Here is a 25,133-nt window from a genome sequence, read left to right as displayed (position 1 = left end):
CTGTGGCGAGCGTGCGTCAGCGCCGCGCGGTCGCGCCGTCGAATCGCGGTCGTGCGCTGGTGCGCCCGGGCACGGACGTTGCTCAGATGGCGCCCGTGCTCACCGCCGCGCGATCGATCTGGATCCTGTCGCTCTTGGTCGCCGGGTGCGTGGCGCCGCCGCTCGGCGTCGGCGCCGGGCCGCAGTCTCCCCGGCGGTCCAGCCACGGCGTGCTCGAGGGCCGCGCGGCGCTCGGCGCCGGGCCCGATCGCCAGGCGTTCCAGGCCGAGGGCTCGGCGATGTTCCGGTTCGCGCGCAACTTCGGGCTCGAGGCCGGCGCGGTCTACGCCCAGGTCGCGCACAAGGCGGCCGGCCAGGAGGTGTCGGTCAAGGGCGGGTTCCCGTACGTGCGCCCGCGCCTCATCGTCGGCGACGTGTCGCTGGCGGTGGCGTTGTCGGGCGGCGGCATGGGCGGCGGCGGCGGCGGGTTCTTCGGCGGGATCGCCGACGTGCAGCTCGGCTACGCGCCGGCCGGGTGGGGCGTCTACGCTGGCGCGTACCGCCACGGGTTCGACCTGACGTCGGAGGATCCGATCGAGACCTCGTCGCGCCAGTACCGGCTCGGCGGCCAGTACGTGTACCCGATGGGGGCCGCGCGCCTGGGCGTGGCGCTCGAGGCCTACCACCAGGACGAGTCGCTGCGCAACGGCGGGGCCACGATCGACGCGCGGTCGTTCGGCGGGACGCTCAAGCTGTCGATGACGTCGACGGAGTTCCGGTGACCGCGGGCGGGCTCGCGGCGCTGGCGACGGTGGTCGCGGCCGCGTGCGTGATCCCGCCGACCCAGTCGACGCTGGGCGCGGTCGGCACCGCCGACGGCGTCGGCACCCGCGCGTCGATCGGCGCGCACGCCAGCGCGCTCGACGATCGATCGGCCGCGACGGTCGACCTCGGGGCCGGCTGGGTCGTCGAGGACGTCGCCGCCCGCGGCGCGGCTCACGGCACCTACGTCGCGCTGGCGCGGCGGCTCGATCGCGCGATCTGGATCGGCGGCCGCGGCGAGCTGTTCTGGGGCGTCACCGCCGGCCAGCCGCGGCGCGCGCTGGTGGCGCGGGCGGCGCTGCGGCGGCGGCTGGCCGGGGTGCGCTGGGGCGCGGGCGACGGCGGCGGCGCGCTCGGCGTCCTCGGCGTGCTCGCCACCGGCGCGTACCTCGACCTCGGCGCGCGTCAGCTCGAGGGCGGGGCGGCCGAGGTGTTCGTCGCCGCCGGCGTGTCAGTCGATCTCCCGGCGCTGGCGGGTGCGTCGCGGTAGCGGGCTACAGCTCGTAGCCGGCCTTGGCGCACGCGCGCTTGACCTGGGCGCGCAGCCTCGGTCGCTTGACGCTCCGGAACGCGGTCTGCGCGGCACCGAGATCCTGGTTGGCGCAGTAGGCCTCGGCGCGGATCGCGAACAGCTGCTGGGCGGTCGGGAAGTCGTTGAGCGCGCCGCGGGTCACGCGCAGCGCGCCGTCGGCGTCGCCGCCGCGCAGCGCGGCCTTGGCCTCGGCGATCGCCGCCGCCAGCGCCGGATCGCGCTCGTCGGGATCGGCCGGGCTCGGGCCGGTGGTGCCGGCGTCGATCCGCGGGGGCGCCGCGCGCGCGTCGATCGGCTTCGCGGCCCGGGCGTCGGTGGGCGGCTCGACGACGGTCGCGTCGACGAGGCCCGCGTCGACGGCGTCGGGCGCGGGCCCGGCGTCGAGCTCGGGCGCGGGCACCGCGAGCGCCGCGTCAGCCACGCTCGCGACCATCGCCGCGTCCGGCGGCGCCGCGCCAGCCTTGCCGCCGCCACCGGTCGCGAGCACCGCTGCGGTGGCCGCACCGGCGATCACGACCACGACCGCGCCGACGATGAGCCCGGTGCGCTTGCGGGGCGCCGGCGGGGCCGCGCCGCTCGGGGCCGCGGCCAGCGGCGCCACGACCAGCGGCGCGACGCCGGTGGCCACCGTCGCGGCCGCGCCGACGCCGAGGGCGGCCCGGGCCTGGCTGGCCAGCGCGCTGCCGTGATCTCCCGAGCCGACGGTCGCCGCGAACGCCTCCTGGGCGGTCTGCCGCGCCGGCGTCAACGGCGCGGCCGCCGAGCGCTCCCCGGTCGGCACGGGCCCGCGTCCGGTCGCCAGCGGCGCGCCGGTCAGGGCCTCGACGAAGCTGCCGATGTCGGGCCAGCGCTCCTCGGACTTCTTGGCCAGCGCGCGATCGATCACCGCGGCGATCGCCGGCGCCACCGTCGGGGCGACGCTGGTGAGCGCGGGCGCGGGCTCGAACACCACCTTGAACACGACCTCGGGGATCGTGGCGCCGCCGAACGCGGCGTGGCCCGAGAGCATCTCGAACACCACCGCGCCCATCGCGAACACGTCGGTGCGCCCGTCGACCTGCTCGTGGCGACCGGTGGCTTGCTCGGGCGCCATGTACTGGGGCGTGCCCAGCATCTGGGTGTCTTGGGTCTGGACCGTGGCCGACCCGCGGATCTTGGAGATGCCGAAATCCAGCACCTTGGCGCGGGGCGGTCCCTCGTCCTGGGGGATCAGGAAGATGTTGGCCGGCTTGAGATCGCGGTGGATGATGCCCTCGCGGTGGGCGGCGGCCAGCGCGGCGCCCACCTGGCGCACCACCGGGATGACCTCCTCGATCGGCATCGGGCCGCGGCTGATGCGCTCGGCCAGCGACTCGCCGATCAGCAGCTCGAGCACGAGGTACGGGGTCCCGTCGGGGAGCTGGTTCCAGTCGTGGACCTCGACGATGTTGGGGTGGCCCAGGCGCGAGGCGATCTCGGCCTCGCGCCGGAACCGCGCCAGCGACTCCGCGTCGGCCACGTCGGGGTGGAGGATCTTGATCGCGACCTTCTTGCCCGGCAGCCGCGCGTGGCTGGCCACGAACACCGCGCCCATGCCACCGCGGCCCAGCAGCCCCTCGATCGTGTAGGTCTCCGCAATCACGGAGCCCACATCGAGGGCGTGTTGCGGTGAATGAGCCATCGCCGGCATCGTATAATGACCAGACCATGCGCGCAGCCCCTGTCGCCCTCGTCGTGCTCGCTACCTCGCTGTCGGTCGGCAGCGTGGAGGCCCGCCCCAAGAAGAAGCCGAAGGCCGACGTGGTCGACATCAGCGCGGCCAAGAGCCAGCTCAAGGTCCTGACCGACAGCGACGGCGGCATCTACGTGATCGACAGCGGCTGGCGCGACGAGCACATGGTCTTCTACGGCGACAAGAAGGCGGTCTACCAGCTCCGGGTCTTCGGCGGCGGCGCCGACGGGACCGCCAAGCCGGTGCCGTCGTTCGAGTTCACCTTCTGGTCCCCGCGCGTCGAGAGCCGGACCTCGATCGGCCGCAAGGCCACCGGCGACTACTTCGTCCAGTGCGGCGAGGACACCGAGGTCCTCAAGCCGCTCGCCGACGGCGACGCCCGGGCGGTCCTCGACAAGGCCGCGTTCAAGTCGCCGCTGTGGAAGCACCAGGCCCACTTCCTGGCCCGGGACGACAGCGGCACCTACTACTACGTCGATCGCCTGCGCGACGAGGAGGGCGGCAAGGGCTACCGGGTCTTCGTCGGCCAGGCCGGCGCGATGAAGCCGCAGATCATGAAGAACGTCGTCGCCGACTCGGTGGGCGAGATCTTCGCGACCAAGAACGGCCAGCTGCGGCTGGTGACGTCGAGCGACGAGGCCAGCTGGATCAAGGGCAGCGCCAAGAACGCGCTGACCCGGGTGCCGGTCGAGGCCAACGTCTCGATGATCTACGGCGATCTCGGGGTGTACCCGGGCGGCCTCGGCACGCCGTGCGACGATCAGTGACCACGCCGGCCGACCTCCGGAATCGCCGCTGCGCTCGGGGCGTTGCATCGCCATGAGCCGCACGTTCGTGATCGTGGGCCTCCTGGCGGGCGCCACCGCCTGTCATGGCGCGTCGACGCCGGCCCGCCCGATCGGCAACACCGCCGCCGCGCCGGTCGCCGCGCCCGATCTCTTCACCGGGTTGTTCGCGCGCGATCGCGCGCTGACCTACGCCGGCACGATCGAGACGTCGTACTGGGACGATCAGGACCCGGCGGCCGACGCCAACGGCAACGTCAACAACGAGGCCACGGGCACGGTCGCGTGCACGCTCACCGTCGGCCAGCTCGGGCAGCTGCGCACCGCCACCCTGACGTGCGCGGCCGACGAGGACGTCGTGACGCCGCGGGCGCTCGAGGAGCTCGCGCGCGCCTTCGTCACCGATGGTCAGCGGCTGTGGCGCCTCGACGCCGGGGTCACGGTCGACGACGCCGAGGCGGTGGCCGCCGCGATCGCGGCCGCGCCGGATCTCACGCTCGACCAGGCGCCGGTCGACGAGACCGAGGAGGACCCCGAGGAGGGCGGCCGGTTCGGCTCGACCCACGTGGTCATGGCCTCGGGCGACGGCTGGTGCGTCCAGGACAACAGCTGGGGCGGCGACGAGGGCGGGGCCAGCTGGTGCCTGTCGGCGGCCGACGGCCTCGTCTCTGCGAGCTGGTTTCTTCGGCGGCGGCTCGACCCGGGACGAGCGCCTCGAGCTGCGCACCGGCAAGTGACGCACGCGGGCGCCACGCCCGCGGCCCTCACGCGCCGTCGCCGAGCAGGCCGCCCAGCTCGCTCGCGGCGCCGCCGGCGCCGAGCCGGCGCAGGCTGTCGAGGTGGTGCAGCAGCAGCGCGCGGTTGTCGCCGACCGACAGGTTCTGCAGCTCGAGCGCCCCGATGCGATCCTCGGGCGTGAACGCCGGCTCGGCCACGCGCTCCATCGACAGCTTGTCGGGCGCGTAGGCCATGTACTCGGCTTCGGTGTCGAGCAGGGTGTAGTCGTCGCCGCGGCGCAGCTCGAGCGTGACCGAGCCGGTCACCGCCGGCGCGACCCACCGGGCCAGGCCGTCCTTGAGCAGGCACGCCTCGGGGTCGTACCAGCGGCCCTCGTACAGGAGCCGGCCCAGGCGCCGGCCCAGGGACGCGTACAGCTCGGTGGTGTTCTCGTTGTGGATCGCCGACAGCAGGCGCTCGTAGCCGAGGTGGATCAGCGCCATGCCGGGCGCCTCGTAGCAGCCGCGGCTCTTGGCGTCGATGACGCGGTTCTCGATCTGATCGCTCATGCCGAGCCCGTGCCGGCCGCCGATGCGGTTGCACTCGGTGAACAGCTCGACCCGCGATCCGAACCGTTGGCCGTTGATCGTCGTCGGCACGCCCTGCTCGAAGCCGAGCGTGATCTCCTCGGGCGCGATCGTCGCGGCGGCGTCCCAGGGCGCGACGCCCATGATCGGGTTGACGATGCGCATGCCGATGTCGAGGCGCTCGAGGTCCTTGGCCTCGTGGGTGGCGCCCAGCAGGTTGGCGTCGGTCGAGTAGGCCTTCTCGACGCCCATCTTGTAGGGCTTGCCGATGCGCTCGAGGTACTCGGACATCTCGGTGCGGCCGCCGAACGCGGTCACGAACGCGCCGTCGAGCCACGGCTTGTAGATCTTGAGCGTCGGATCGACCAGCACGCCGTAGCGGTAGAAGCGCTGGATGTCGTTGCCCTTGTGGGTCGAGCCGTCGCCGAAGACGTGGACGCCGTCGGCCATCATCGCGCGCACGATCGCCGTGGTCGTGACCGCGCGGCCCAGCGGCGTGGTGTTGAAGTAGGTCTTGCCGGCGGTGCGCAGGTGGAACGCGCCGCACTGGATCGCGATCAGGCCCTCGCGCACGAGCGCGTCCTTGCAGTCGAGCAGCTGCGCCGCCCGGGCGCCGTGCTCGAGCGCGATCGGCGGGATGTCGGCCGGGTTGGCCTCGTCGGGCTGCGCCAGATCGGCGGTGTAGGAGTAGACCTCCTGGCCCTGCTCGGCCAGCCACGCCACCGCGCAGCGGGTGTCGAGCCCGCCCGAGAACGCGATGCCGAGGCGGGTGCCGGCGGGGGGCAGCGAACGATAGATACGGCTCATGGCCCCGGGCGTACCACGATCGCCGGCGGTCACGGCGCCGGCGGCGGCCCCAGCGGCCGCTGCCAGAACCCGACGTCGTGCCAGGCGTCGAACTTCCAGCCGACCTCGCGGAACACCCCGACCGCGGTGAAGCCGCAGCGCTCGTGCAGCGCCACCGACGCCGGGTTGGGCAGGGCGATCCCGGCGACCGCCGTGTGGAAGCCCGCGGCGGTCATCGCGGCGACCAGGCCGTCGAGCAACGCGCGGCCGTGGCCGCGGCCGCGGTGCGCCGGCTCGAGGTACAGCCCGACCTCGGCGGTGCGATCGTACGCGGCCCGGGCGCGGAACCGGTCGCTCTTGGCGTAGCCGCGCACGGTCGCGGCGTCGCCGTCGTCGACCGCGACCAGCCACGGGTGGCGCCCGCGCGCCGCCCACAGCGCCGCCAGCTCGGCGACGCTCGGCGGCTGGTACGCGAAGTGGATCGCCGTCGTCGCGACGTAGTGCGCGGTGATCGCGGCGATGGCGGGCAGGTCGGCGGCGGTGGCGTCGCGCAGCATCGGCAGACGATGGCGCGGTCGGCGGGGTCGTGGCAACGTCGCGGCGTGGACGTCGCCACCTGCCCGCACGTCGACCGCGACGACGACGGCCGCTGCCGCGCCTGCGGCGACTGCGCCCACGAGGTCATCCTCAACGGCGCCTGCCTGGCGTGCGGCTCGACCGACCTCGATCCGGTGGCCCGCTCGCCGCGGCCCGAGCTGGTGCCGGCCAGCGCGTTGGTCCGGCGTCGCCCGCCCCGGTGACGCCCGCGCGCGGTCAGGCCATCGCCGCCATCATCAGGTTGGCGACGACGATCGCGGCGTTGCCCAGCGCGTGCAGGGCGATGGTCAGCTGGACCGAGCCGGTGCGCACGAACACCAGCGTCAGCGCGAACGCGCCGAACACGTTCGAGACATCGAACACGCCGTAGAGCACGTGCAGGTAGGCGAACGCGGCCACGCCCAGCGCGTACCCCGGCCAGCGTCCCAGCGCCGCGACCGCGCCTGGCATCAGCGCCAGGCGATAGACCATCTCCTCGTACACCGGCCAGACCAGGATCGCGAAGACCGCGTAGCGCGCGACGCCGCCGGGGAAGCGCGGTCGCCACAGCGGCGCGCCGTGGATCGCCACCGCCGCGGCTAGCCCGGCCAAGGTCAGCGCCGCCGCCGCGCCCGCGACGACGAGCAGCCGCACCAGCCACCGGACCTCGTCGGGCGCCAGCCGGCGGAAGCCCAGGCCGTCGGCCCACGCGCGGCCGCGGGTCGCGAGGTGCGCCGCGACCACGACCGCGGTCAGGCCCACCAGGAAGCGTGGGTACGGCAGCGCCGGATCACGGACGGCGGCGTAGTCGAGCGCGACCGCGCTCAGCCCGAGGGCGAGCGCGCCCAGGCGCGCGGTCCGGCTGGTCCACATCGCGCCCAGCGGCGCCCAGGTCGACACCGGGACGATCGTGCCCGAAGTCGAGGCGGCCAGGCGCCACGCGCGCCCCTGATCGATGCGCCGGTCGTCGGGCGACGGCCGGCCGCGGCACGCGGCGCCGACTCCCGCCAGCCCGCCCGGTGCCGTACGCTTCCGTGGCGTGGGCCTGATCCTGATGCTCTTGTCCCTGGGCGCCGCCGCGGGCGCCGTGGCGCGGTTCGCGCGCCAGGCCGAGGCGCGCCGTGGGCTCGCCGGCGCGGTGCGGGCGACGATCGCCGCGGCGCCGGAGGGCACGCGGGTGCACCTGATCGGGACGGTCGACGCGGACGACCCGCTGACCGCGCCGATCAGCCGGCGGTCGTGCGTCTACTACGGGATCACCGTCGAGGAGGAGCTCGGGGCCGCGTGGCAGGCGGTCTACGCCGACGCGCGCGCGGTGCCGTTCGTGGTCAGCGACGGCACTGGCCGGGCGCTGATCGACGCCCGCGGGGCCGAGATCGAGATCGACGCGGGACGGCGGGTCGGCATGCTCGATCGGACCTCGCTGGCCGCGCTCGGCGGCGACGTCGCGATCCGCCTGCACGGCAACAGCGCCCTGCGCGGCCCGCGCCTGCGCTACCGCGAGGTCGCCTTCTGCCTCGGCGACACCATCGCGGTGATCGGCACCGCGGTCCGCGAGCCCGACCCCGACGCGGTCGCCGCGGTCACCGGCTACCGCGAGGGCCCGCCGACCCGGCTGCGCCTGGGCCGCTCGGCCGATCACGCGCTGTGGCTCAGCGACGCCCGCGACGCGCTGCCCGCGGTCGTCGATGGCACGGCCGACGGCGACCCGCCACGGCGTCCCGACGAGCGATGACGCGCTCAGCCTGCGCGCCCGTCCACCCGCGCTGAGCCCGCCGGCGCTCAGCCGGCCGCGGTGGCCTGGCCGGCCAGCTCGCTGATCTCGAACAGGTGACCGTCGGGGTCGCGGAAGAACGCGCGGATCTCGTAGCCGTGGTCGACCGGCTCCGCCAGGAACTCCGCGCCGAGGGACCTCAGCTCGGCGTAGGTCGCGCGACAGTCGGCGACGCGGAAGATCGTCGACCGGCCGGTGCGGTCCGGGGCGTCGGGCGGGACCAGGTGCACGGTCGGCTTGTCGGCGGTCGGCTCGCCGCCCGTGACCAGCAGGAACCAGCTGCCGTTCCAGTCGAGGACCACGCTCGTGCCGCCGTACTCGCCGTAGAGCGAGCACCCGAGCACGTCGAGGTACCAGCGCTTGCTCCGATCGAGATCGGTGACGACGATCATGTGCGTGACGGCGGAGGCGCGATGGGCGAGCGACATGGTCGGTGGGTCCTGGGTGGGGTGGGGGAGGGCCGACGCGGGCTCACGCGCGCGGCGCGAACTTGATGGCCCCGCGGCCACCGTCGAGGGATCGATCGAAGACGGTGTAGTAGCCGGTGAACAGCGGCAGGCCGAGGATCGAGCGGCCGCCCTGGCTGCCGCCGTCGCCGCCGAGGTACGCCACCGCCGCGCCCTTGCGGTTCGCGTCGAGCTGCCAGTAGTCGCTGGGCGTGACCGTCAGCGTCGCCGGCGCGCCGTCCGCGCCCTGGAGCATCAGGTGCAAGTCGGGCCACGCGGCGAGGTCGAGCTCGGTCTGATCGAGGCCGGCGCCCGGCCCGACGGCGTGGGTGCGCAGCGCGGTGGCGAAGGCCGGATCGATCGCCTGGAACGCCGCGACGATCGCGTCGTAGACCGGTTGGTCGAAGAGCAACATGTTGGTGCCGCTGTCGACGATCGAGTTCGACGCGAGCGGGCTCCCGGCGGCGACCGGCGCCACCGGGATCATCGGCTGGGCTCCGACCTGCACGCCGACCAGGTTGGTGCTGTACCAGACGTCGTGGAGCACCTCGACGTGGGTGAACGCGCCGGTGTACAGGTCGGTCGCCTCCTCGCCGCCGCCGATCACGAAGTACCCGTGGTTGAGCGGATCGCTGCCGGGGTCGTCGGTGGCGGCGCTGACGGTCGAGCGCTTGACGTAGAACCCGAACTTGTTGTGGACGACGCCGGCCTGCTCGAGCTGCGTGAAGTAGGGCGCGAGGTCGACCGCGGTGCCGGCGCCGAGCTGCGCGGTGTGGTACCGGGTCTGCCAGGTGTCGGCCGGCATCTGGTACGCCCGGTCGAGCGGCGCGTAGGCCAGCCCGAGGATGCCCTGGGCGCCGCCGAACATGTTCGGGCTCTCGGCGTAGGTGACGGCGACGTGGACGCCCGGCAGGGTCACCTCGGCGGCGAGCCCGACCGAGGTCTGCACGACGGCGCCGATCCAGCCGCCCGCGCCGTAGGAGACGGTCTGGAGCAGGTTCGTGGTCCGCGTGTCCGGGGCGGTCAGCGGATCGAACGCGTGGCCGTCGATCGCCAGGCTGCTGCTGCCGGTGTCGAGGATGACGTTGAGCGGCGTCGCGGTCGCGCCGACGACGATCACGCCGGTGTAGTCGCCGCCCATCAGCACGTTCGAGATCGGGATCTTGATGTGGTTCGCCATGAGGCCTCGCGGACGCGGAGTCCGACGAGTATGGACCATCACGGCCCGATGCCGTGCGGCCACCGCGGCGCGTCCGGGCTTGCGGCTCGCCGAGGCCATGTTATCCGGGGGCATGAAGCAGGTCGCCGCCGCAGTCGGTCTCGTGGTCCCCGCGCTGGTGGTCGTGGTCGTGGTCGCGTGCCGCGGCCCCGGCGCCAAGGTCGAGGTCCCGACGGCCACGGTCGCCGCCCCGATCGACGCGGCCGCGCCGGTGGCGCCGCCCGCCGATCCGTACCTGGCCGCGCGCCAGGCCTACGCCAACCCCGGCGGCATGTGGATGCCGCAGCAGATGACCCTGCCCGGCCACGCGCAGGCCTTCGCGCGGCTGGGCGTCGCGATCGATCCCGCGACCCTCGCCGATCCGCTGGCGGCGCCGCTCCAGCGCGATCGTGCGGCTCAACGGGTGCTCGGCGTCGTTCGTCTCGCCCGAGGGGCTGATCGTCACCAACCACCACTGCGTCCAGAGCGCGCTCCAGGTCAACTCGACGCGCGCGCGCAACCTGGTCGAGGACGGCGTCCTGGCGCGGACCCGGGCCGAGGAGCTCCCGGCGGGGCCGGCCGAGCGCGTCTTCGTCGCGCAGGCGCTCACCGACGTGTCCGCGGCGGTGCGGGCCGGGCTCGAGGCGATCGCCGATCCGGTCGCGCGCAAGGACGAGGTCGAGCGCCGGATCAAGCAGCAGGTCGCCGACTGCGAGCGCGGCCGCCCGGGGCTGCGCTGCAACGTCGCCGAGTACTTCCGCGGCGGCACGTACGTGTTGATCGAGGAGCTCGAGCTGCGCGACGTCCGCCTGGTCTACGTGCCAGCGCGCTCGATCGGCAACTACGGCGGCGAGGTCGACAACTGGCGGTGGCCCCGCCACACCGGCGACTTCGCGTTCTTCCGCGCGTACGTCGGCCCCGACGGCGCGCCGGCGGACTACGCGCCCGCCAACGTGCCGTACCGACCCAAGCACTTCCTGCAGGTGTCCGACCGGGGCCGGGCGCCCGCCGACTTCGTGATGATCGCCGGCTTCCCGGGGCGGACCGCGCGCACCAAGACCGCGCGCGAGGTCCAGCACGACGTCGACTGGTACTACCCCTACTACGTCGAGCTGGCCCAGCAGCGCTACGCCATCGCCGAGGCCAACCTGGGGGCGTCCGGCGAGACCGCGATCAAGGCCGGCGTGCTCAAGCAGCGGGTCCAGAACGGGCTCGAGAAGATCAGCGGCGTGCTCAAGGGCCTGACCTCGGGCGACCTGCTCGCCCGCAAGGCCGCGCTCGACCAGCAGGTCGCGGCGTGGGCCGCGGCGCCTGGCCGCGAGCGCTACCAGGCCGCGCTCGCCCGGCTCGAGCAGCTCACCCTCGCGGCGCAGCGCACCGCGCGCGCCGACTACGATCGCACGGTCGCGCTGGCCAGCTCGCAGCTCTTGGCGTCGGCGATCGCGATCACGCGGTGGGCCGAGGAGCGGGCCCGGCCCGACGCGGAGCGCAAGGCCGGCTACCAGGACCGCGACGTGGCGCCGGCGCTCGCGGCCCAGCGGCAGCTGACGCGGCAGTTCGATCCGACGCTCGACCGCGCGCTCTTGCGGCTCGCGCTGGTGCGGGCGCTGGCGCTGCCGCCGGCCGAGCGGCCGTGGCTCGCGCCGCTGCTGGGCGCGCGCGCGACCCAGCGCCTCGACGAGGCGTTCATCGATCGGACCCTCGCCACCTGGTACCGGACCAGCAAGCTCGCCGACGAGCCGTGCCGGCTCGAGCTGCTGCAGGGTGCGATCCCGAGGCGGCTCGTGGCTGCGACCGATCCGTTCCTGCACGCCGCCCGGCGGGTCTGGACGTTCTACAAGGCGGCCGAGCGGCGCGCCGACGCGGACGCGGGCGAGCTGATGCTGGTCGCGCCGGTCTACGCCGAGGCCATGCGCGAGGTGCTCGGCGGCCTGCTCGCCCCGGACGCGAACTCGACCTTGCGCATCACCTACGGCACGGTCAAGGCGTTCACGCCGGACGCGTCGCCGTTCACGACCGGCGCCCAGATCCTCGCCAAGGACACCGGCGCCGATCCGTTCGACGCGCCCGAGCGCCTGCTCACCGCGCTCCGGGCCCGGGACTTTGGGCCCTACGCCGGTCCCGACGGCGAGCTCCCGGTCGACTTCCTGAGCGACCTCGACACCACCGGCGGCAACTCGGGCTCGGCGGTGCTCGACGACCACGGTCGCCTGGTCGGGCTCAACTTCGACAGCACCATCGAGGGCGTCGCCTCCGACGTGGTCTTCGACGGCCGGATCGTCCGCAAGATCCACGTCGACGCGCGCTACATGCTGTGGATCATGGATCGAGTCGATCAGGCCGATCACCTGCTCGAGGAGCTGGGCATCGCGCCGCGGCTGTGACGGACGGCCGTGGTCGCGCGCGGTGGGGTAGGTGGAGGTCGGACGCCCGCGCCGCCAGTTTGCGCTGGTGACCTCGCCGCGGTCCGGGCGAGACTGACCGCTCATGCGCTCCCACCTCGCGTTGGTCCTCGGTCTCATCGCGGCTTGCTCGGGCGACGACGGTGGTCCGGGCGACGGCGACGCCGGCACCAGCGGCGACCCGTTCGCGAGCGCGCGCCAGGCCTGCGTCGATCGCATCAACGCGTTCCGGGCCACCGAGGGCAAGCCGCCCTACCAGCGCTGGGCCGCCGCCGAGGCGTGCAGCGACGATCAGGCGCGCCGCGACTCGACCGCGGGGCCGCACGCGAATTTCGGCGACTGCGGCGAGAACGCCCAGAACACCTGCCCGGCCTGGCCGTCGCTCGACGCGGTGGTGCAGGGGTGCCTCCAGGCCATGTGGGACGAGGGGCCAGGGCCGTTCAACGGCCACGGGCACTACATCAACATGTCGAGCACCAGCTACGGCATGGTCGCGTGCGGCTTCCACCAGATGCCGAACGGCGACATCTGGGCCAGCCAGAACTTCCGCTGACCGACGGCGAAAATCGGTCGGGCGCGCGCCGATCGTGGTTGGCGGCCCGGGGCGGAGCCCCTACGTTGAGCCTCATCCCATGTCGGACGAGAGGACCCTCGCACAGCTCGCCGAGGCCGGACGCGCGCGCAGCGCCGCCCAGGCGACGGCGGCGGCCCAGGTCGCAGCGGCGGCGCGTGCCGAGGAGATCGCGGCGGCGCGCGCCAGCGCCGCTCGCACCAAGGCGATCGCGCACACCTCGAGCCGGCGCAGCCTGACCGCGTGGCAGGCGGCCAACCTGCTCAACCTCACCGGCGGCGTGGGCGCGCTGGTGCTCGCGAGCGCCGGTGTCGTCGCGGCGGTCGCGGTCGCGCTCACGCAGCCGCTCGCGCTCGCGGTCGCGCTGCTCCCGCTGGCGGCGTTCGGCGCGCTGTTCGGGTTCGCGGCGTGGCGCGTCGGCGCCGCGATCCAGCGCGACCGCGCCCTGCGCGCCGCCTTGCCGTTTCGCGTGCTCGGCTACGAGGAAGCGCTGGCGATGGGGCGGTCGTATCCGTCCGATCGCGTCACGATCTGGTTCGAGGGCGCGGCGCCCGAGCGGCGCCTGCTCGTGGATCTCCTCGCGCTGCTCCCCCAGCCGACGACGATCCTCGCGACGACCGCGACGAGCGTCGAGCTCGAGGTCAACTCGAACGTCGGCTCCAAGTTCGACGGCTACCGGCGCTGGTTCGTCCGGTGGTTCTACGCGCTGTGCGAGGACGCGCTCGTGCCGCTCGCCAAGGTCTACCCGATCGAGCGGATCGAGTTCCGCGCCTGACGCGGGGCGCGGCTCAGGCGAGCAGGCGGACGACCAGCGCCGCGGCCAGCGCGGCCAGGCCGAGCGCGCTGGTGGCGAGGCCAGCGCCGGCGCGGTCCCGCGACACGTCACCTCGCGGGGCAGCTGCGGCCGCGCTTCACCGCGCGCGTTCGTCGTGCGCGACGACTCGTGTCGACGGCTAGGCGAGTCGGCCAGGCACACCCAGGCCGCGTGCCGTACGGTGAGGAATTCGCGGGTGTCGGCGCGGCACGCGGCTTGCGAAGGCGCGGCGCATGCGCATGAATCGATCCGCCTTCCTCCTCTCTCTCTTGCTCGGCGGCGCCCTGGTCGGGTGCCTGTCCGCCGACGACGAGGCCGCGATGCTCGACGAGTCCGTCGGCGAGCTGTCGGCCTGGCAGTGGCCCGACGACACCCAGATCGTGGGCAAGGAGAGCACGCGCCAGCCGGCCCTGGCCTGGTTCGGCAGCCGCCTGCACATGGTCTACACCGACTACAGCTCGAGCTCCTCGACCGCGCTCAAGCAGACCCGCTTCAACGGCTCGAGCTGGACGACGTCGGTCTCGCTCGGGGTCAGCAGCGACTCACACCCGGCGCTGGTCGACTACGACGGCAGCCTGCGGCTGATCTACAAGCCGGTCGGCCAGAACCGCCTGATGATGATGACGTCGACGACGGCGTCGGCGACGACCTGGTCGAGCCCGGTCACGATCGGTCGTTCGCTCGGGACCCGGACGGCGTCGGCGCCGTCGGCGCTGGCCTTCGGCGGCAACCTGTACGTGGCGTACTGCAGCCAGCTGTCCGACCTTCCGCACGTGCTGGTCGATCGCTTCGACGGGGCGACGTGGACCGCGGTCCATGACACGGTGGCGTCCTCCCAGCTCTACAGCACCTGCAACAGCGTGGTGATGGCGGCGATGCCGGACACCGGTGAGGTCGAGGTGCTCTACAACGTCATCGGCAGCGGCGGCGGGGTCAAGCCCTACATCATGCGCCAGCGCGTCGTCATCGGCCGCAGCTCGACGGTCTGGTACTCGCCGACGTACACCGGCATGACCAGCTTCAAGCCGATCTCGGTGGTGACCTGCGACGGCATCACGCACCTCGTCCACGGCGGCGACCCGGACATCACCGAGATCTGGTGGTCGTTCCGGAGCAACAACAACTGGGTCGCCGGCACGCAGGTGCCGAACCAGTGGAGCGGCGCCGGCGCGGCGCTGGGCTGCTTCAACGGCACGAAGACCGTCATGGTCCACAACGTCAGTGGCGGCACTCACCTGATGCAGTCGATCTTCGGGCCGTGACCTCGGCGGCGGCGCGCTCGATCGGCGCACCCGCGGCCGATCGACTCGCCTGGCCGACGTGGCTAGTCAGCGCGTGGCGCCTGAGCGATCGCGGAGAGTTATCGACGGCACGACCGGTGCACTACCGGTCCGCGGAGGAATGACCATGATGCGACGCTACCCTGCCGCGTGCGCGGCGACCCTGCTCTCGATCGGCCTCGCCCAGGTGGCGCACGCCGACAAGACCTACCAGATGCGCGACGAGGACGTGCGCACGCTGGACGCGGCGCCGTTCCGGCCGACCGCCAAGGCGTTCAAGCCGACGTGGTGCGGCAAGGTCCCGGCGAGCGGCGGGAGCCCCGGCGCGCTCGGCCGCACTGCCGAGTCGTGGTTCAAGTACGGCGGCGAGGACGCGATCCCACAGCTGCTCGGGTACCTGTGCGACGCCCCCGACGATCCGAACGTGCAGAAGCAGGCGGGCTACGTGCTGCAGGCCTGGATGAACTGGTCGGGGCTGTCGCAGGACGAGGCGGTCGCGTCGATGCTCATGCGCGCCGACCTCGACGGCTGGAAGAAGCTCAAGGAGGCGACCTGCGCCCCGCTCGTCGACGGGCCCGAGGCCTCGGCCGAGCAGAAGGAGTACACGAAGGCGTACCGCTACATCTACGGCTGCACGGGCACCCCGGCGTGGTTGGGGCGCAGCGGGAGCTTCACCAACCTCGTCTGGTACCTCGACCGCGAGGCCGACGCCCCAGACCTCCTGCGCTCGTTCGTGGCGATCAGCCGGCTCGGCAAGACCGAGCTGGCCAAGCCCAGTGACCTCGGCGGACCGACCAGCCTGGGGATGTACGCGGTCTACGGCCCCGACGCGCGCCGCCTCGACCGGGCGCGCCTCGACCAGCAGGTCGGCGGCGGCAACGCCTACGCCACGTGGGTCGCGCGCGAGACGCTGGCGCTGGCACAGGCCGAGACGAAGGGCTGGGACAAGATGGTCGCCGACGCGAGCGCCAAGGATCCCGATCTGAAGCGCGTGCTCGTCGACGCACCGGAGCAGGCGTGGAAGGACTGGGTGGCGTTGCGCAAGCAGGAGGCCGCGGCGTTCGACGCCGGCTCGGCGTTCGAGGACCTCGCCAGCTCACCGAGCAAGTCCGCCGCCAAGGGGTGCGCCGCGACGCTGCGCCCGCACGTCGAGCGCCTGATCAAGGGCAAGGCCGGCGCCGACCTCAAGGCCGTCACCGAGGCGATCGGCAAGGATCCGGCGCTGGTGCCGCTGTTCCAGCGCTACGTGCTGTGCGAGGCCCTCGAGGGCAACGTGCCCTACGCCACCGTGCTGTACCGGCCGCTCGGCGGGCTCCGCACCTACCGCGGCCCACGCCTGGCCGGGTTCAGCGCGGTCGTCGAGGCGGTCGGCGGCGTGCTCGCGGACCGCGAGAAGTTCGTCCTGCAGCTCACCAACATCAACGCCCCGGCCCAGGACCCCGGCAGCGACCGGCTCGCGCGCGTCGTCAACTCGTCGACGCTCGACTCCGAGGCGCAGGGCACGATCACGACCGCGAAGAGGGTCGCCGACGGCGTGCTCGTGACCTTCAAGAAGGAGAGCTACATGGTGACCGACTGGGACTGCAAGCCCACCGGGCGGGTCTACCGGGTGCGGACCGACGGCGTGGTCGAGTACGAGGAGAACTGCAAGAGGACCGGTCAGCACAAGGTCGACACCACCGCCCCGTCGGTGGTGATCCCCGAGCGGCTCGCCGCCGGGGTCGCGAAGGGCAAGTTCCTGGTGTTCCGCCCCGACCACGGCAGCCCGTCGGCGCAGCAGGGCGTGACCATCGGCGTGCCGCTCGCGGTGTTCGACGCGAAGGCGATGACCAAGCTGATCGCGGCGTGGGGCTTCGCGCTGTAGCGCAGGGCGCGCGGGGGCGGCCCCCGTGAGCGGGCAGGCCCTGGCGCGGACCGACCTGCGTCGAGCCTGGTGGGCGCGCCGCCCGCGTGCGGCTACTGGAAGATGCAGACCTTGGCGGAGCCGGCCGGGTCGAGCGTGCTCTTCTCGACGCAGTTGTAGCCGGCGCGGCAGTCACCGACGTCGGCGCAGGTCAGCACGCAGATCCCGCCGTTCTCCTGGATGCACGCGCTGCCGTCGGGGCAGTCGGCCTGGCGGACGCAGTCCTTGACGCAGCTGCCGTCGGGGAAGTCGGCGTCGACCACGCACTTCGAGCCGTCGCTGCACGAGCCCGACGGTCCGCCGCTGGTGGTGCAGCTGGCGCCGACGACCTGGCCGGTCTTGCCGACGTCGTCGTCGCCGCCACACCCGACGGCGAGGGCGGCGACCGCGATCAGGATCGAGCTGGCGCGGATCATGGGCCGATCGTACCCCACCCGGGCCGCCGGGCGGGCGCCGACCCACCTGCGCCCCGCCGGGCGCTGACCATCAGGCCGCGCGCCCCGCCGAGCGCTGACCCGCCCGCGCCCCGCTGACCATCAGCCGCGCGCGCCCGGCCGAGCGGGGTACGCTCCGTGCGCGATGCTCCACCTCGAGGACGGCGACGACGTCGGGTTCGTGCACCAGGTCCGGCGGATCATCACCGGGGCGCTGGAGCTGACGTCGCCCGCCGAGGCCTACGTCGTCAAGATCGACGGCTGGTTCAGCGAGCGCTGGTTCGGCTTCTCGCACAAGGCGCTCGGCGCGCTCCGCATCGCGAACCACGTGACGCTGAGGATCCCGCCGTTCGTGCCGGCGCGGGTCGTGTCCGAGCGCTACCTGATCCGGGCGCCGTCGGGGACCCTCGAGCCGGCCGACGCGCCGTGCGGGCTCCACCTCGAGCAGACCAGCACGGACAACGCCCGCCGGTTGGTGTCGGCGGTCGCGCCGCAGGCCGCGCTGTGCTGGTGGTCGGCGCAGAGCCGGCGCGACGGCCGCGGCGCGCTGATGGCGTACCTGCCGACCGCCGATGGCCACGCCGGCTGGTACGCCGAGCTGGCGAACCACGACGGCTGGCGGTTCACGCGCCTCAAGGGCACCAGCCGCGCCGAGGTCGAGCTGCTGGCGCGGGGCGCCGCGCGGTCGCGCTGAGCGCGCGCCGGCGACCTCGCCGCCGCGTCACCGGGGCGCCGCGCGGTCGCGCTGAGGGCGGGCCGGCGACCTCGCCGCCGCGTCACCGCCTGGGCGCGCTGAACAATCGGCGATGGGCGCCGTCACGATCGGGCCGCTCGCGGCTCTGTCAGGGCATGTCGAAGATCCTGTGTTCGTCTGTCGTGCTCGGCGCGCTCGTCGCGACCGCCGGGCTGTCGCGCTCCGCCGACGCCGGCCCCGCCGTCGGCGACGGCCGCGTCCTGGCGCCGATCGCGCCGGAGGCTCACTACTGCGCCGGGCAGCCCGGGTGCAACGGCGGGTTCCCCGAGGGCGTGGCCGTCGTCGGCAACCGGGTCTACGTCGCCGGCCCCGCGAACTTTGGCACCGCCGGGAAGGGGCCGAGCGTCGTGACCGTGCTCGCGCGCGGGGACGGTCACCTGATCGCCGAGCTCCCGATCGCCGGCGAGCAGCTCGCCTTCGAGCACGCGCTCAGCGGCATCGCCGTCGACGCCGCCGGCGACGTGTTCGTGGCGTCGACCCAGCTCGGCGTGATCCGGATCCACCGCCACGGCGACCACTACACGCAGTCGTCGTACGCGCCGCCGCTGCCGGATCTGCCGGTGTGCGCGCCGGGCGGCGCGCAGCCGTGCACGCCGACGTTCATCGACCTGCCGCCGCTGTCGAACGAGCTGACGTTCGACGCCGCCGGCAACCTCTACGTCACCGACTCGCTGCAGGCGACGATCTTCCGGGTGCCGGCCGGCGGCGGCTCGATCACGCCATGGTTCGCGAGCCCGCTCCTGGCCGGCAACCTGGCGGCGCCGCTGCCGTTCGGCGCCAACGGCATCAAGATCAGCCCCGACCGCCAGCACCTCTACGTCGTCGAGACCTTCGACCCCACCGATCCGAGCCTGGGCCACATCTACCGCGTGCCGGTGGTCGACGCGCCGGCGCCCGACCGCATCGAGCTGGTCGCGACCTTCGCTGGCGGCGTGGTGCCCGACAGCCTCGTCTTCGGCGCGTCGGGGCGGCTCTACGTGTCCCTGGCCGGCTCGAGCCAGATCGCGATCCTCGCCGGCGATGGCCACGAGCTCGGCCGGATCTCCGGGCCGAGCGGCAGCTCGATCCCGCTCGACAACCCCGCGGTGATGGCGTTCGACGACGCGCGCAAGTCGATCCTCGTGAGCAACCACGCCATCTTCGGCGACCCGGCACACTTCGCGGTGCTGCGGATCTACGTCGGCGAGCGCGGCGACCCGCGCCCCGGCGACGACGACGGCGACGACGAGTGAGCGGCGAGCTGGGCCGCCAGCGTCGCGGCCGGTCCGCGCCGGCGCCGGCCGATGACCACGCTTCGCGCACCGGGCGCGTCGAGTCCGTGCGCTGACGGCCGCGCGCGCGGCGACCCCGGGGCACCGGCCGGCCGTGTCCGCGTCGTCGAGGCGGCGCTGCACGAGCTCGAGCACCTGCGAGACCGCCAGGGGCAGGAAGCCGCCGCCGCCGTCGGCGCCGGTCTGGACGACGTGCAGGCGCGCGTGCTCGAGCGACTTCGCGACCGCCTGGGCGACCTGGGGCAACGCCTGGGTCATGACCGCGGGCGCGCGCGCGACGTCAGCCTGGGCCCGCGGCGGTGTCGCCGGGGACGCCGAGCTCGACGAGCCAGGGGCGCACCGCGAGCGCCGTCACGGTCGCGGTCGGCAGATCGATCCACGCCCCCGCGCGATCGAGCACCCACGCGTCGCTCGAGGCCACGACCGCCGCTGGGTCGCGGATCAGCTCCGGGTCTGCGACGTTGACCAGCTCGACGGTCCAGGCGGGATCGACGGCGCGGACGCGCCGGGCCACGTCGCCGCTGCTCGAGACCGGACGATCGAAGTACCAGGTCACGCGGGCGGGCGCCGCGCGCGCCAGGAGCTGCGCGATGGCGGCCAGCGCCCGCGCGGTCTCGTCGACGGCGCGGTAGCTGCCGTGGACCGAGCCGAGATCGCGCCAGGCGCCGTCGCGGCCGGGCAAGACGACGCCGCCGGCCAGCGCCGCCTCGCAGGTGACCAGCACGTTGAACCCGTCGATGACCAGCGCGCGCCCGGTCAGGGCCGCCACCGCGAGGCGCCGACCGCGTCGCGCCGACGCCACCTCCGGACTCGCGGCCACGCGGGCGACGGCGGTCCGGGCGCGGGCGAGCAGCTGGTACCGGTCGCCGACCAGCGCCAGCGCCGCGGTGTCGGCGTAGCCGCGCCCGCGCAGCCAGCTGAGGTCATCGACCGCCGCGCGCAGCGTCGGCAGCCGCACGGGCGCGAACAGCTCGTGGTCGTCGGGATGCGGACGGCGCGACACGGCGAGGGCCTCGGATCGCTACGCCACGTCGGCGGCGTGGCGCTGCCTCAGCTCGTGGTAGCAAGCGCCGCAGACGACGACGCAGTCGTTGAACGCCCGGAACGCGTCGGTGAAGCCGCCCTCGTCGAGGAACCGCTCCTCGCACGCGACGCACCACGCCTGCGGATCGGCGGGATCGGTGTTGTTCTCGATGAAGCCGACCGGCTGATCGCGGGTCGCGACGTGGTGACGGCAGACGACCGCGCACGCGCCCTGGTCGTGGTGGTGGCACGAGATCGTCGGGCGGCCGCCGCTCGGGGGCGCTGGTGGCGTGGACACCGCCCGAACCTAGCACCGGCCGCGCCGGCGGCCCGCGCGTCGGTGGCGCCGCCGTCGGTCAGTGGCGGATCAGCGCGATGGCCTTGGGCGCCGGGGCGGCGGCCATGACGTCGTGGACGTCCCACCGATCGGCCGGGGGCAGCCCGGCCGCGGCGAGGGTCTCGGCGATCCGCTGCACCATCTCGACGGTGCGCAGGTAGGTGTGCGGATCGGGGCTGGCGCCGATCGCGAGCCAAGCGCGCAGGGGCGCCGCAGGACGGCGCGCGCGATCCTGCCAGGACCTCACCAGTCGCGCGGGGCGATCGCGTCCTCGATGTCGACCTGGTAGCCGTAGGTCTGCAAGATGAACATCATGTCCGCGCCGATGCACTCGCGGGCCGCGGTCTCGATCTCGCTGTCGTGCTCGTGGAGCTCTTCGTCGAGCTGGTTGAACTCCTCGGTGGCGGCGTGGGTCAGGGGCAGCACCGCGTCGCCGACCGGGCGCTCGGCCTCGATGCGAGCGCACAGCCGCAGCAGGATCTGCTTGCCCTTCTCGACCAGCGGGTTCGGGAAGTAGTCGTCCTCGAACAGCTCCTGCAAGAACGCGCGGTCGCGCACCGCCGGGTTGGTGATCGTCATCGCGCGAGCCTATCGCGACCGGCGCGGCTCCTGAGCCTGGACGGTGGCGGCGCGCGCCCGCGCGGCGCATGCTGGCGGGGTGGGCCGCACCCTCCTCGTGGTCGCCACGACCGTCGCGATCGGCGCGCTCCTGGCGGTGACGCTGGCGGCGTTCGGCGGCGACAGCGTCCCGTTCGCGCTCGCGGTGGTGTGGCTGCCGATGACCTGGCTCGGCACGATCAGCCACGTGGTCCCGATCCGCTTGCCGGCGGCGTGGCACACCCTGCGCGGGTTCGAGCGCGACGGCCGGATCTACGAGCGGCTCGGGGTCGGGCTGATCAAGCGGCTCTTGCGCCGCGGCCCGCTGGCGGTGTTCAATCCGGGCCTGCGCCTGCCGGCCGAGCGCACCGGCCCGCAGCTGGCGGCGCTCGAGCGGCGGATGTGCGCCGCGGAGGCGAGCCACGCGATCTTGCTCGTGGCCGCCGCGGCGGTCGCCGTCCACGCCGCCGCCCGGGGATGGTGGCTCGCCGCGGCCTGCACGCTCGGGTTCGACGTCGTGGTCAACGGCTACCCGGTGATGCTGCAGCGCTACAACCGCGCGCGGCTGCGCGCGCGGTTCGGGTCGATCCGGTCGGCCTGATCAGCGCGCCGCGGCTACGCGAGCAGGCGGGCGCGGCGCGCGTACGCGGAGCGCGTCACGCCGGGACGCCACAGCGCCAGGCCGTACCGGTGGACGCGGGTCTTGCCGGGGCCCCAGTCGTGCCAACGGTCGTCGAGGTCGTCGTCCGATAGCCAGCCGCGGGCCGCGTGGAGCGCGGGGTCCTCGACGTAGACGCCGCCGCGGTCGTGGCCGATCGCGACCACCCAGTGGCCGTGGCGCCAGCGCGCCCGGTACGAGCGCGGCGCCGGCCACGCCCACGCCTGCACCATCATGACCACCGGACGCCCGCGGTCGAGGGTCGCGCGCAGCGCGGCCGTCGTCATGCCGACGTGCTCCTCGACGCGCAGGCCCCACCGGCGCGCGACCTTGCGCAGGTGCGGCGGGTCGCTGCCGTCGCGGCCGATCGTCATCGCGGCCGCGACGTCGTCCTCGTCGCCCGGCCCGACGCCGAAATACGCCGCCACCGCGAGCATCGCCGCGGGCCCGCAGGTGTAGCCGCGACGCTGGGCCACGTTGGGCAGGTCGATCTTGATCGCCCCCGCGGGGATCGTCCTGAATCGATCGGGCATCGGGGTGACCCTACCGCGGTGGTGCTCGTGGGCGGCCATGCTCGGCACGGCGGCGACCGGCGCTGGTGGCTGCCGGCGCGGTCCCGCGTCGAGGTCGCGGCGGTCCTTGTCACGCGCCTGGGACGGGGCGGTCGCGGTCGGCGCGTATCACCGACGCATGCAGCACGAGATCATTCGCTACGCGGGGCGCTATCGGTTCGCGCGCCGCGACCTCCTCGATCGCGCGCTGATGGTCGCGCGCGAGCAGATCGACCTCGAGGACGATCTGGCCACGCTCGGCGGCGGCTGGATGCGGTGCTTCGTCATGCACGGGACGACGGTGACGATCGACCTCGCGATCCCGGCCATCGCCGAGCTGCGGTTCGCCGCGGCCGAGGTGTTCGAGACCCTGTCGCGGACCGCGGTCGACGGCCTGGTCGAGGGCAAGATCGGCGAGCGGTACGTCGACTACTACCCGTCGGGTGGCGACGACTGAGCGGGGCGGGCGCGCTGGGGTGACGGCGCCGCGCCGGCCTGGGCGCGACAGGGCCGCCGCGAGCGGGACGTCGGTCAAGACGCCGGCGGTCCCGTCGAAGGTGAAGGGCGACCTGGACACCGTGACGCTGCCGCCGATGCCGATGCCCGGGCCGCTGAAGGTTGGGGCCGAGTCCTGGCCCCGCTACCCGGCGTGCGGTGCGGCGATCCGGGGCGATCCAACAGGCGTCGAGAACGGTCACATCCGAGCGGTGTCCGACTCCACCACGACATGGCGAACCAAGAGACCGACAAGACCCAAGCCCCAACTGGCCCCTCGCTCGAGGAGGTCATCGAGCTGTACGAAGGCCACGGCAAGGTGTTCGAGAACGTGTTTCCCCACGATGCCGAGCTGGCAAAGGCGTTCGTCACCTGGGCCAAGGGTGCGTTCCCGCACTGGTACGAGGAGGTCGAGGGCAGCGACCCCGCAGTTTGGTCCTCCGACTCGAGACGCTGATCTACGACGAGGAGAACGAGGCGGAGTCGGTCGCCCCGTTCTTCCTGCAGCTCCCTGCCGCGCTCCGTGACCGGGCGCTCGCCGCGCTCGCCGCCGCCGGTGGGGGCGACGACTGAGGACCAGCCGGCGCCGAGCTGGTCCGTCATCGACGACGGTCGCGCGCTCCACGCCTCGGGCGCTGGGATGATCGGTCGCGCGTCGGTCGTGACGGCTCAGCGGCGCCGCGGCCGCGCGACAGCGCTCGTGGGCGCGATCACGTCGGGCGGCTGTCGTGCCGCCGCGAGGTTGTCGATCAGGTTGGGATAGCGTCGACCGTGCTGCGCCGCGGTCGCTCGCGCCCACGCGCGCTGGGCCTCGGTCAGCGGGGTCCGGGGCCCCGAGGGTCTCGGGCGCTTCCACACAGGCGGTCGGGCGGTCATCGCGCCTTGACGCGCGGCGCGGCGGTTCGGTTACGTCTTCCGGTCACGCGCCCCCGCGCGTCGACCGGTCCGCGGCTCCGCCTTAGGGCCCGCGCGTGAACAAAGTCGATCGAGGATCGCGGACGAGGCGCCCGGATGGCAAGGCGACGGCGAGGACCGGAGGGAAGCGTCCTCGTTGGACGTGCCCCGAGGACCGGAGCCGGCAACGCAGCCAGCCGGGATGGATCGGCCGCGAGACCGACCGAGTTGTTCGCGCGCGGGCCCTTGGGGTCAGTGGTTGTTGTAGTTGTCCACCAGGGAGTTGTACTGCTGGACCGCCGCTTCGTGCTCGGCGGGCGTGGCCCCGTCGGGCTCGGCGACCTTCCGGGCGATGACCTTGCAGGCGGCGAGGAACGTCTTGCTGTAGTTGCGAAGGTTGGCCAGCGAGCCCCACGTGCTGGCCTCGTCCGCGTGCGCGACCGCGTAGGCCTCGGCCTCATCGACGAGCGCGCCGTAGGCGGCGAGCTGCGTCGCGACCTGGGCCGCGTCGGGCTTGGCGGTGTCGACGAGCTCGAGCAGCGTCTGGGCCTCGAGCATCAACGTGCCGAGGACGACGTTGAACGTCCGCCCCTCGCGCTGCTCGGTCGCCGCGAGGTCGGCCTGGTGGCGCAGGCGGTTGCGCTGCGAGACCACGGCCTGCAGCGCCTGATGGGCCGCCGCGAAGGCGTCGAGCGACGCCATCACCTTGGGGTGCAGGACCTTGGCCTTGGCGCCCTGATCGTCGAGCTGCTCGCCCTTCTTGTAGTAGGCGTCGAGCTCGTCCCACGCGGCGTGGAACGCGGTGAGCGCGGCCACGTAGTCGGCGCTCGCCCGATCGAGCTCGGGCACCGCGGGCGTGAGCGGGGCCGCCGCCTTGACCTTGCGCTCGCACGGCGCGGCGTTCCCGATGCCCATCAGGTTCATCGGCCGGTTGGGCACCGGCACGCCGGTCGCCGGGTCGACGTCGCCCAGGTACCGGTCCCGGACCTCGAACACCCGGCCCGAGTTGTTGTTGAGGCACTCGATCGCGGCCTCGAGCTTCGCGGCCTCGGCGCGCGCCGGGTCCGCGGCGGCCGTGGTCGTGGACGTCGGAGCGCCGGCGGACGAGCCCTGCTTGTCGGCCCCGGACGGCGTGGACTTGCCGCAGGCGGCCACCGCCAGCAGGACGAGAGCGATGGAGATCACGCCCGCGCAGGACGTGAGGTGGACCTTGGTGTTGGATCGGGCTCGCACGGC

General features: G+C 73.8%; 30 protein-coding genes. 16 read left to right on the top strand and 14 right to left on the bottom strand.

Annotation, left to right across the window (positions count from 1 at the left end; genetic code table 11):
- Positions 1–86: 86 nt before the first annotated feature.
- Entirely contained in the window at positions 87–761 is a 675-nt protein-coding gene (locus IPL61_18270; protein MBK9033188.1) for a hypothetical protein, read from the top strand.
- Positions 758–1,291, top strand: coding sequence for a hypothetical protein (locus IPL61_18265; GenBank protein ID MBK9033187.1), 534 nt, complete (start codon positions 758–760; stop codon positions 1,289–1,291). The genes IPL61_18270 and IPL61_18265 overlap by 4 nt, the downstream gene beginning before the upstream one ends.
- A gap of 4 nt (positions 1,292–1,295) precedes the next feature.
- Here IPL61_18265 and IPL61_18260 read toward each other — a convergent pair whose 3' ends face one another.
- Positions 1,296–2,954, bottom strand: a complete 1,659-nt coding sequence (locus IPL61_18260; GenBank protein ID MBK9033186.1) for a serine/threonine protein kinase — start codon at positions 2,952–2,954, stop codon at positions 1,296–1,298.
- Between the two features lie 65 nt (positions 2,955–3,019).
- Between IPL61_18260 and IPL61_18255 the strand changes: the two genes are divergently transcribed.
- Positions 3,020–3,811 carry a hypothetical protein gene (locus tag IPL61_18255; protein MBK9033185.1) on the top strand — a complete coding sequence of 264 codons (792 nt, stop codon included), beginning with the start codon at positions 3,020–3,022 and terminating at the stop codon, positions 3,809–3,811.
- Between the two features lie 782 nt (positions 3,812–4,593).
- On the opposite strand, the gene argG is transcribed toward IPL61_18255, so the two are convergent.
- Both argG and IPL61_18245 read right to left on the bottom strand, forming a co-directional pair.
- Positions 4,594–5,940, bottom strand: a complete 1,347-nt coding sequence (gene argG / locus IPL61_18250) for an argininosuccinate synthase (protein ID MBK9033184.1) — start codon at positions 5,938–5,940, stop codon at positions 4,594–4,596.
- Positions 5,941–5,969: 29 nt separating this feature from the next.
- Positions 5,970–6,476, bottom strand: coding sequence for an N-acetyltransferase (locus IPL61_18245; protein MBK9033183.1), 507 nt, complete (start codon positions 6,474–6,476; stop codon positions 5,970–5,972).
- 45 nt (positions 6,477–6,521) lie between these two features.
- Here IPL61_18245 and IPL61_18240 point away from each other — a divergent pair, with 45 nt between their 5' ends.
- Entirely contained in the window at positions 6,522–6,719 is a 198-nt protein-coding gene (locus tag IPL61_18240; GenBank protein MBK9033182.1) for a hypothetical protein, read from the top strand.
- A 13-nt stretch (positions 6,720–6,732) separates the two neighbouring features.
- Here IPL61_18240 and IPL61_18235 read toward each other — a convergent pair whose 3' ends face one another.
- Positions 6,733–7,395, bottom strand: coding sequence for a CPBP family intramembrane metalloprotease (locus IPL61_18235; GenBank protein ID MBK9033181.1), 663 nt, complete (start codon positions 7,393–7,395; stop codon positions 6,733–6,735).
- Positions 7,396–7,534: 139 nt separating this feature from the next.
- Here IPL61_18235 and IPL61_18230 point away from each other — a divergent pair, with 139 nt between their 5' ends.
- The gene (locus tag IPL61_18230) at positions 7,535–8,230 is read left to right on the top strand and encodes a hypothetical protein (GenBank protein MBK9033180.1); all 696 of its coding nucleotides are present in this window, start codon (positions 7,535–7,537) and stop codon (positions 8,228–8,230) included.
- 47 nt (positions 8,231–8,277) lie between these two features.
- On the opposite strand, the gene IPL61_18225 is transcribed toward IPL61_18230, so the two are convergent.
- From IPL61_18225 to IPL61_18215, 3 genes are all read right to left on the bottom strand, one after another.
- Positions 8,278–8,697: a VOC family protein gene (locus tag IPL61_18225; GenBank protein ID MBK9033179.1), complete on the bottom strand. Its 420-nt coding sequence runs from the start codon at positions 8,695–8,697 to the stop codon at positions 8,278–8,280.
- A 43-nt stretch (positions 8,698–8,740) separates the two neighbouring features.
- Positions 8,741–9,895 (bottom strand): A1 family peptidase, encoded by a 1,155-nt coding sequence (locus IPL61_18220; protein MBK9033178.1) that lies wholly within the window; start codon positions 9,893–9,895, stop codon positions 8,741–8,743.
- Positions 9,896–9,995: 100 nt separating this feature from the next.
- Positions 9,996–10,334 carry a hypothetical protein gene (locus IPL61_18215; GenBank protein ID MBK9033177.1) on the bottom strand — a complete coding sequence of 113 codons (339 nt, stop codon included), beginning with the start codon at positions 10,332–10,334 and terminating at the stop codon, positions 9,996–9,998.
- Here IPL61_18215 and IPL61_18210 point away from each other — a divergent pair.
- The 5 genes from IPL61_18210 to IPL61_18190 all read left to right on the top strand — a co-directional run bounded on the left by IPL61_18210 (position 10,324) and on the right by IPL61_18190 (position 16,844).
- A complete protein-coding gene (locus IPL61_18210; GenBank protein ID MBK9033176.1) occupies positions 10,324–12,297 on the top strand; it encodes a S46 family peptidase in 1,974 nt (657 codons plus the stop codon). The genes IPL61_18215 and IPL61_18210 overlap by 11 nt on opposite strands.
- 103 nt (positions 12,298–12,400) lie before the next feature.
- Positions 12,401–12,868, top strand: coding sequence for a hypothetical protein (locus IPL61_18205; protein ID MBK9033175.1), 468 nt, complete (start codon positions 12,401–12,403; stop codon positions 12,866–12,868).
- Between the two features lie 79 nt (positions 12,869–12,947).
- Positions 12,948–13,661 (top strand): hypothetical protein, encoded by a 714-nt coding sequence (locus IPL61_18200; protein ID MBK9033174.1) that lies wholly within the window; start codon positions 12,948–12,950, stop codon positions 13,659–13,661.
- Positions 13,662–13,939: 278 nt separating this feature from the next.
- Complete coding sequence (locus IPL61_18195; GenBank protein ID MBK9033173.1) at positions 13,940–14,962, top strand: hypothetical protein; 1,023 nt, start codon at positions 13,940–13,942, stop codon at positions 14,960–14,962.
- Positions 14,963–15,107: 145 nt separating this feature from the next.
- Positions 15,108–16,844, top strand: a complete 1,737-nt coding sequence (locus tag IPL61_18190) for a hypothetical protein (GenBank protein ID MBK9033172.1) — start codon at positions 15,108–15,110, stop codon at positions 16,842–16,844.
- A 92-nt stretch (positions 16,845–16,936) separates the two neighbouring features.
- Here the strand turns inward: IPL61_18190 and IPL61_18185 are convergent, their stop codons facing one another.
- Complete coding sequence (locus IPL61_18185; GenBank protein ID MBK9033171.1) at positions 16,937–17,299, bottom strand: hypothetical protein; 363 nt, start codon at positions 17,297–17,299, stop codon at positions 16,937–16,939.
- Positions 17,300–17,462: 163 nt separating this feature from the next.
- Here IPL61_18185 and IPL61_18180 point away from each other — a divergent pair, with 163 nt between their 5' ends.
- Positions 17,463–18,011, top strand: a complete 549-nt coding sequence (locus IPL61_18180) for a hypothetical protein (GenBank protein ID MBK9033170.1) — start codon at positions 17,463–17,465, stop codon at positions 18,009–18,011.
- 155 nt (positions 18,012–18,166) lie between these two features.
- Positions 18,167–19,303, top strand: coding sequence for an SMP-30/gluconolactonase/LRE family protein (locus IPL61_18175; GenBank protein MBK9033169.1), 1,137 nt, complete (start codon positions 18,167–18,169; stop codon positions 19,301–19,303).
- A gap of 319 nt (positions 19,304–19,622) precedes the next feature.
- Here the strand turns inward: IPL61_18175 and IPL61_18170 are convergent, their stop codons facing one another.
- The 4 genes from IPL61_18170 to IPL61_18155 all read right to left on the bottom strand — a co-directional run bounded on the left by IPL61_18170 (position 19,623) and on the right by IPL61_18155 (position 21,281).
- On the bottom strand, positions 19,623–20,345 hold the full coding sequence (locus tag IPL61_18170) for a DUF434 domain-containing protein (GenBank protein MBK9033168.1): 723 nt from the start codon (positions 20,343–20,345) through the stop codon (positions 19,623–19,625).
- An 18-nt stretch (positions 20,346–20,363) separates the two neighbouring features.
- Positions 20,364–20,621 (bottom strand): hypothetical protein, encoded by a 258-nt coding sequence (locus IPL61_18165; protein MBK9033167.1) that lies wholly within the window; start codon positions 20,619–20,621, stop codon positions 20,364–20,366.
- A 100-nt stretch (positions 20,622–20,721) separates the two neighbouring features.
- A complete protein-coding gene (locus tag IPL61_18160) occupies positions 20,722–20,949 on the bottom strand; it encodes a hypothetical protein (GenBank protein MBK9033166.1) in 228 nt (75 codons plus the stop codon).
- Entirely contained in the window at positions 20,946–21,281 is a 336-nt protein-coding gene (locus IPL61_18155; GenBank protein MBK9033165.1) for a hypothetical protein, read from the bottom strand. Before IPL61_18155 ends, IPL61_18160 begins: the two co-directional genes overlap by 4 nt.
- Positions 21,282–21,360: 79 nt before the next feature.
- Between IPL61_18155 and IPL61_18150 the strand changes: the two genes are divergently transcribed.
- On the top strand, positions 21,361–21,900 hold the full coding sequence (locus IPL61_18150; GenBank protein ID MBK9033164.1) for a hypothetical protein: 540 nt from the start codon (positions 21,361–21,363) through the stop codon (positions 21,898–21,900).
- Positions 21,901–21,914: 14 nt separating this feature from the next.
- On the opposite strand, the gene IPL61_18145 is transcribed toward IPL61_18150, so the two are convergent.
- Complete coding sequence (locus IPL61_18145) at positions 21,915–22,490, bottom strand: C39 family peptidase (protein MBK9033163.1); 576 nt, start codon at positions 22,488–22,490, stop codon at positions 21,915–21,917.
- A gap of 157 nt (positions 22,491–22,647) precedes the next feature.
- Here IPL61_18145 and IPL61_18140 point away from each other — a divergent pair, with 157 nt between their 5' ends.
- From IPL61_18140 to IPL61_18130, 3 genes are all read left to right on the top strand, one after another.
- On the top strand, positions 22,648–22,965 hold the full coding sequence (locus IPL61_18140; GenBank protein MBK9033162.1) for a hypothetical protein: 318 nt from the start codon (positions 22,648–22,650) through the stop codon (positions 22,963–22,965).
- A 270-nt stretch (positions 22,966–23,235) separates the two neighbouring features.
- A complete protein-coding gene (locus tag IPL61_18135; protein MBK9033161.1) occupies positions 23,236–23,460 on the top strand; it encodes a hypothetical protein in 225 nt (74 codons plus the stop codon).
- Positions 23,436–23,576, top strand: coding sequence for a hypothetical protein (locus IPL61_18130; GenBank protein MBK9033160.1), 141 nt, complete (start codon positions 23,436–23,438; stop codon positions 23,574–23,576). Before IPL61_18135 ends, IPL61_18130 begins: the two co-directional genes overlap by 25 nt.
- Positions 23,577–24,149: 573 nt before the next feature.
- Here IPL61_18130 and IPL61_18125 read toward each other — a convergent pair.
- Positions 24,150–25,130: a DUF3829 domain-containing protein gene (locus tag IPL61_18125; GenBank protein MBK9033159.1), complete on the bottom strand. Its 981-nt coding sequence runs from the start codon at positions 25,128–25,130 to the stop codon at positions 24,150–24,152.
- Positions 25,131–25,133: the final 3 nt, after the last annotated feature.

It is taken from the genome of Myxococcales bacterium, assembly GCA_016717005.1.
GTDB lineage: Bacteria > Myxococcota_A > Polyangia > Haliangiales > Haliangiaceae > UBA2376.
This window is presented reverse-complemented; position numbering and strand designations above follow the sequence as displayed.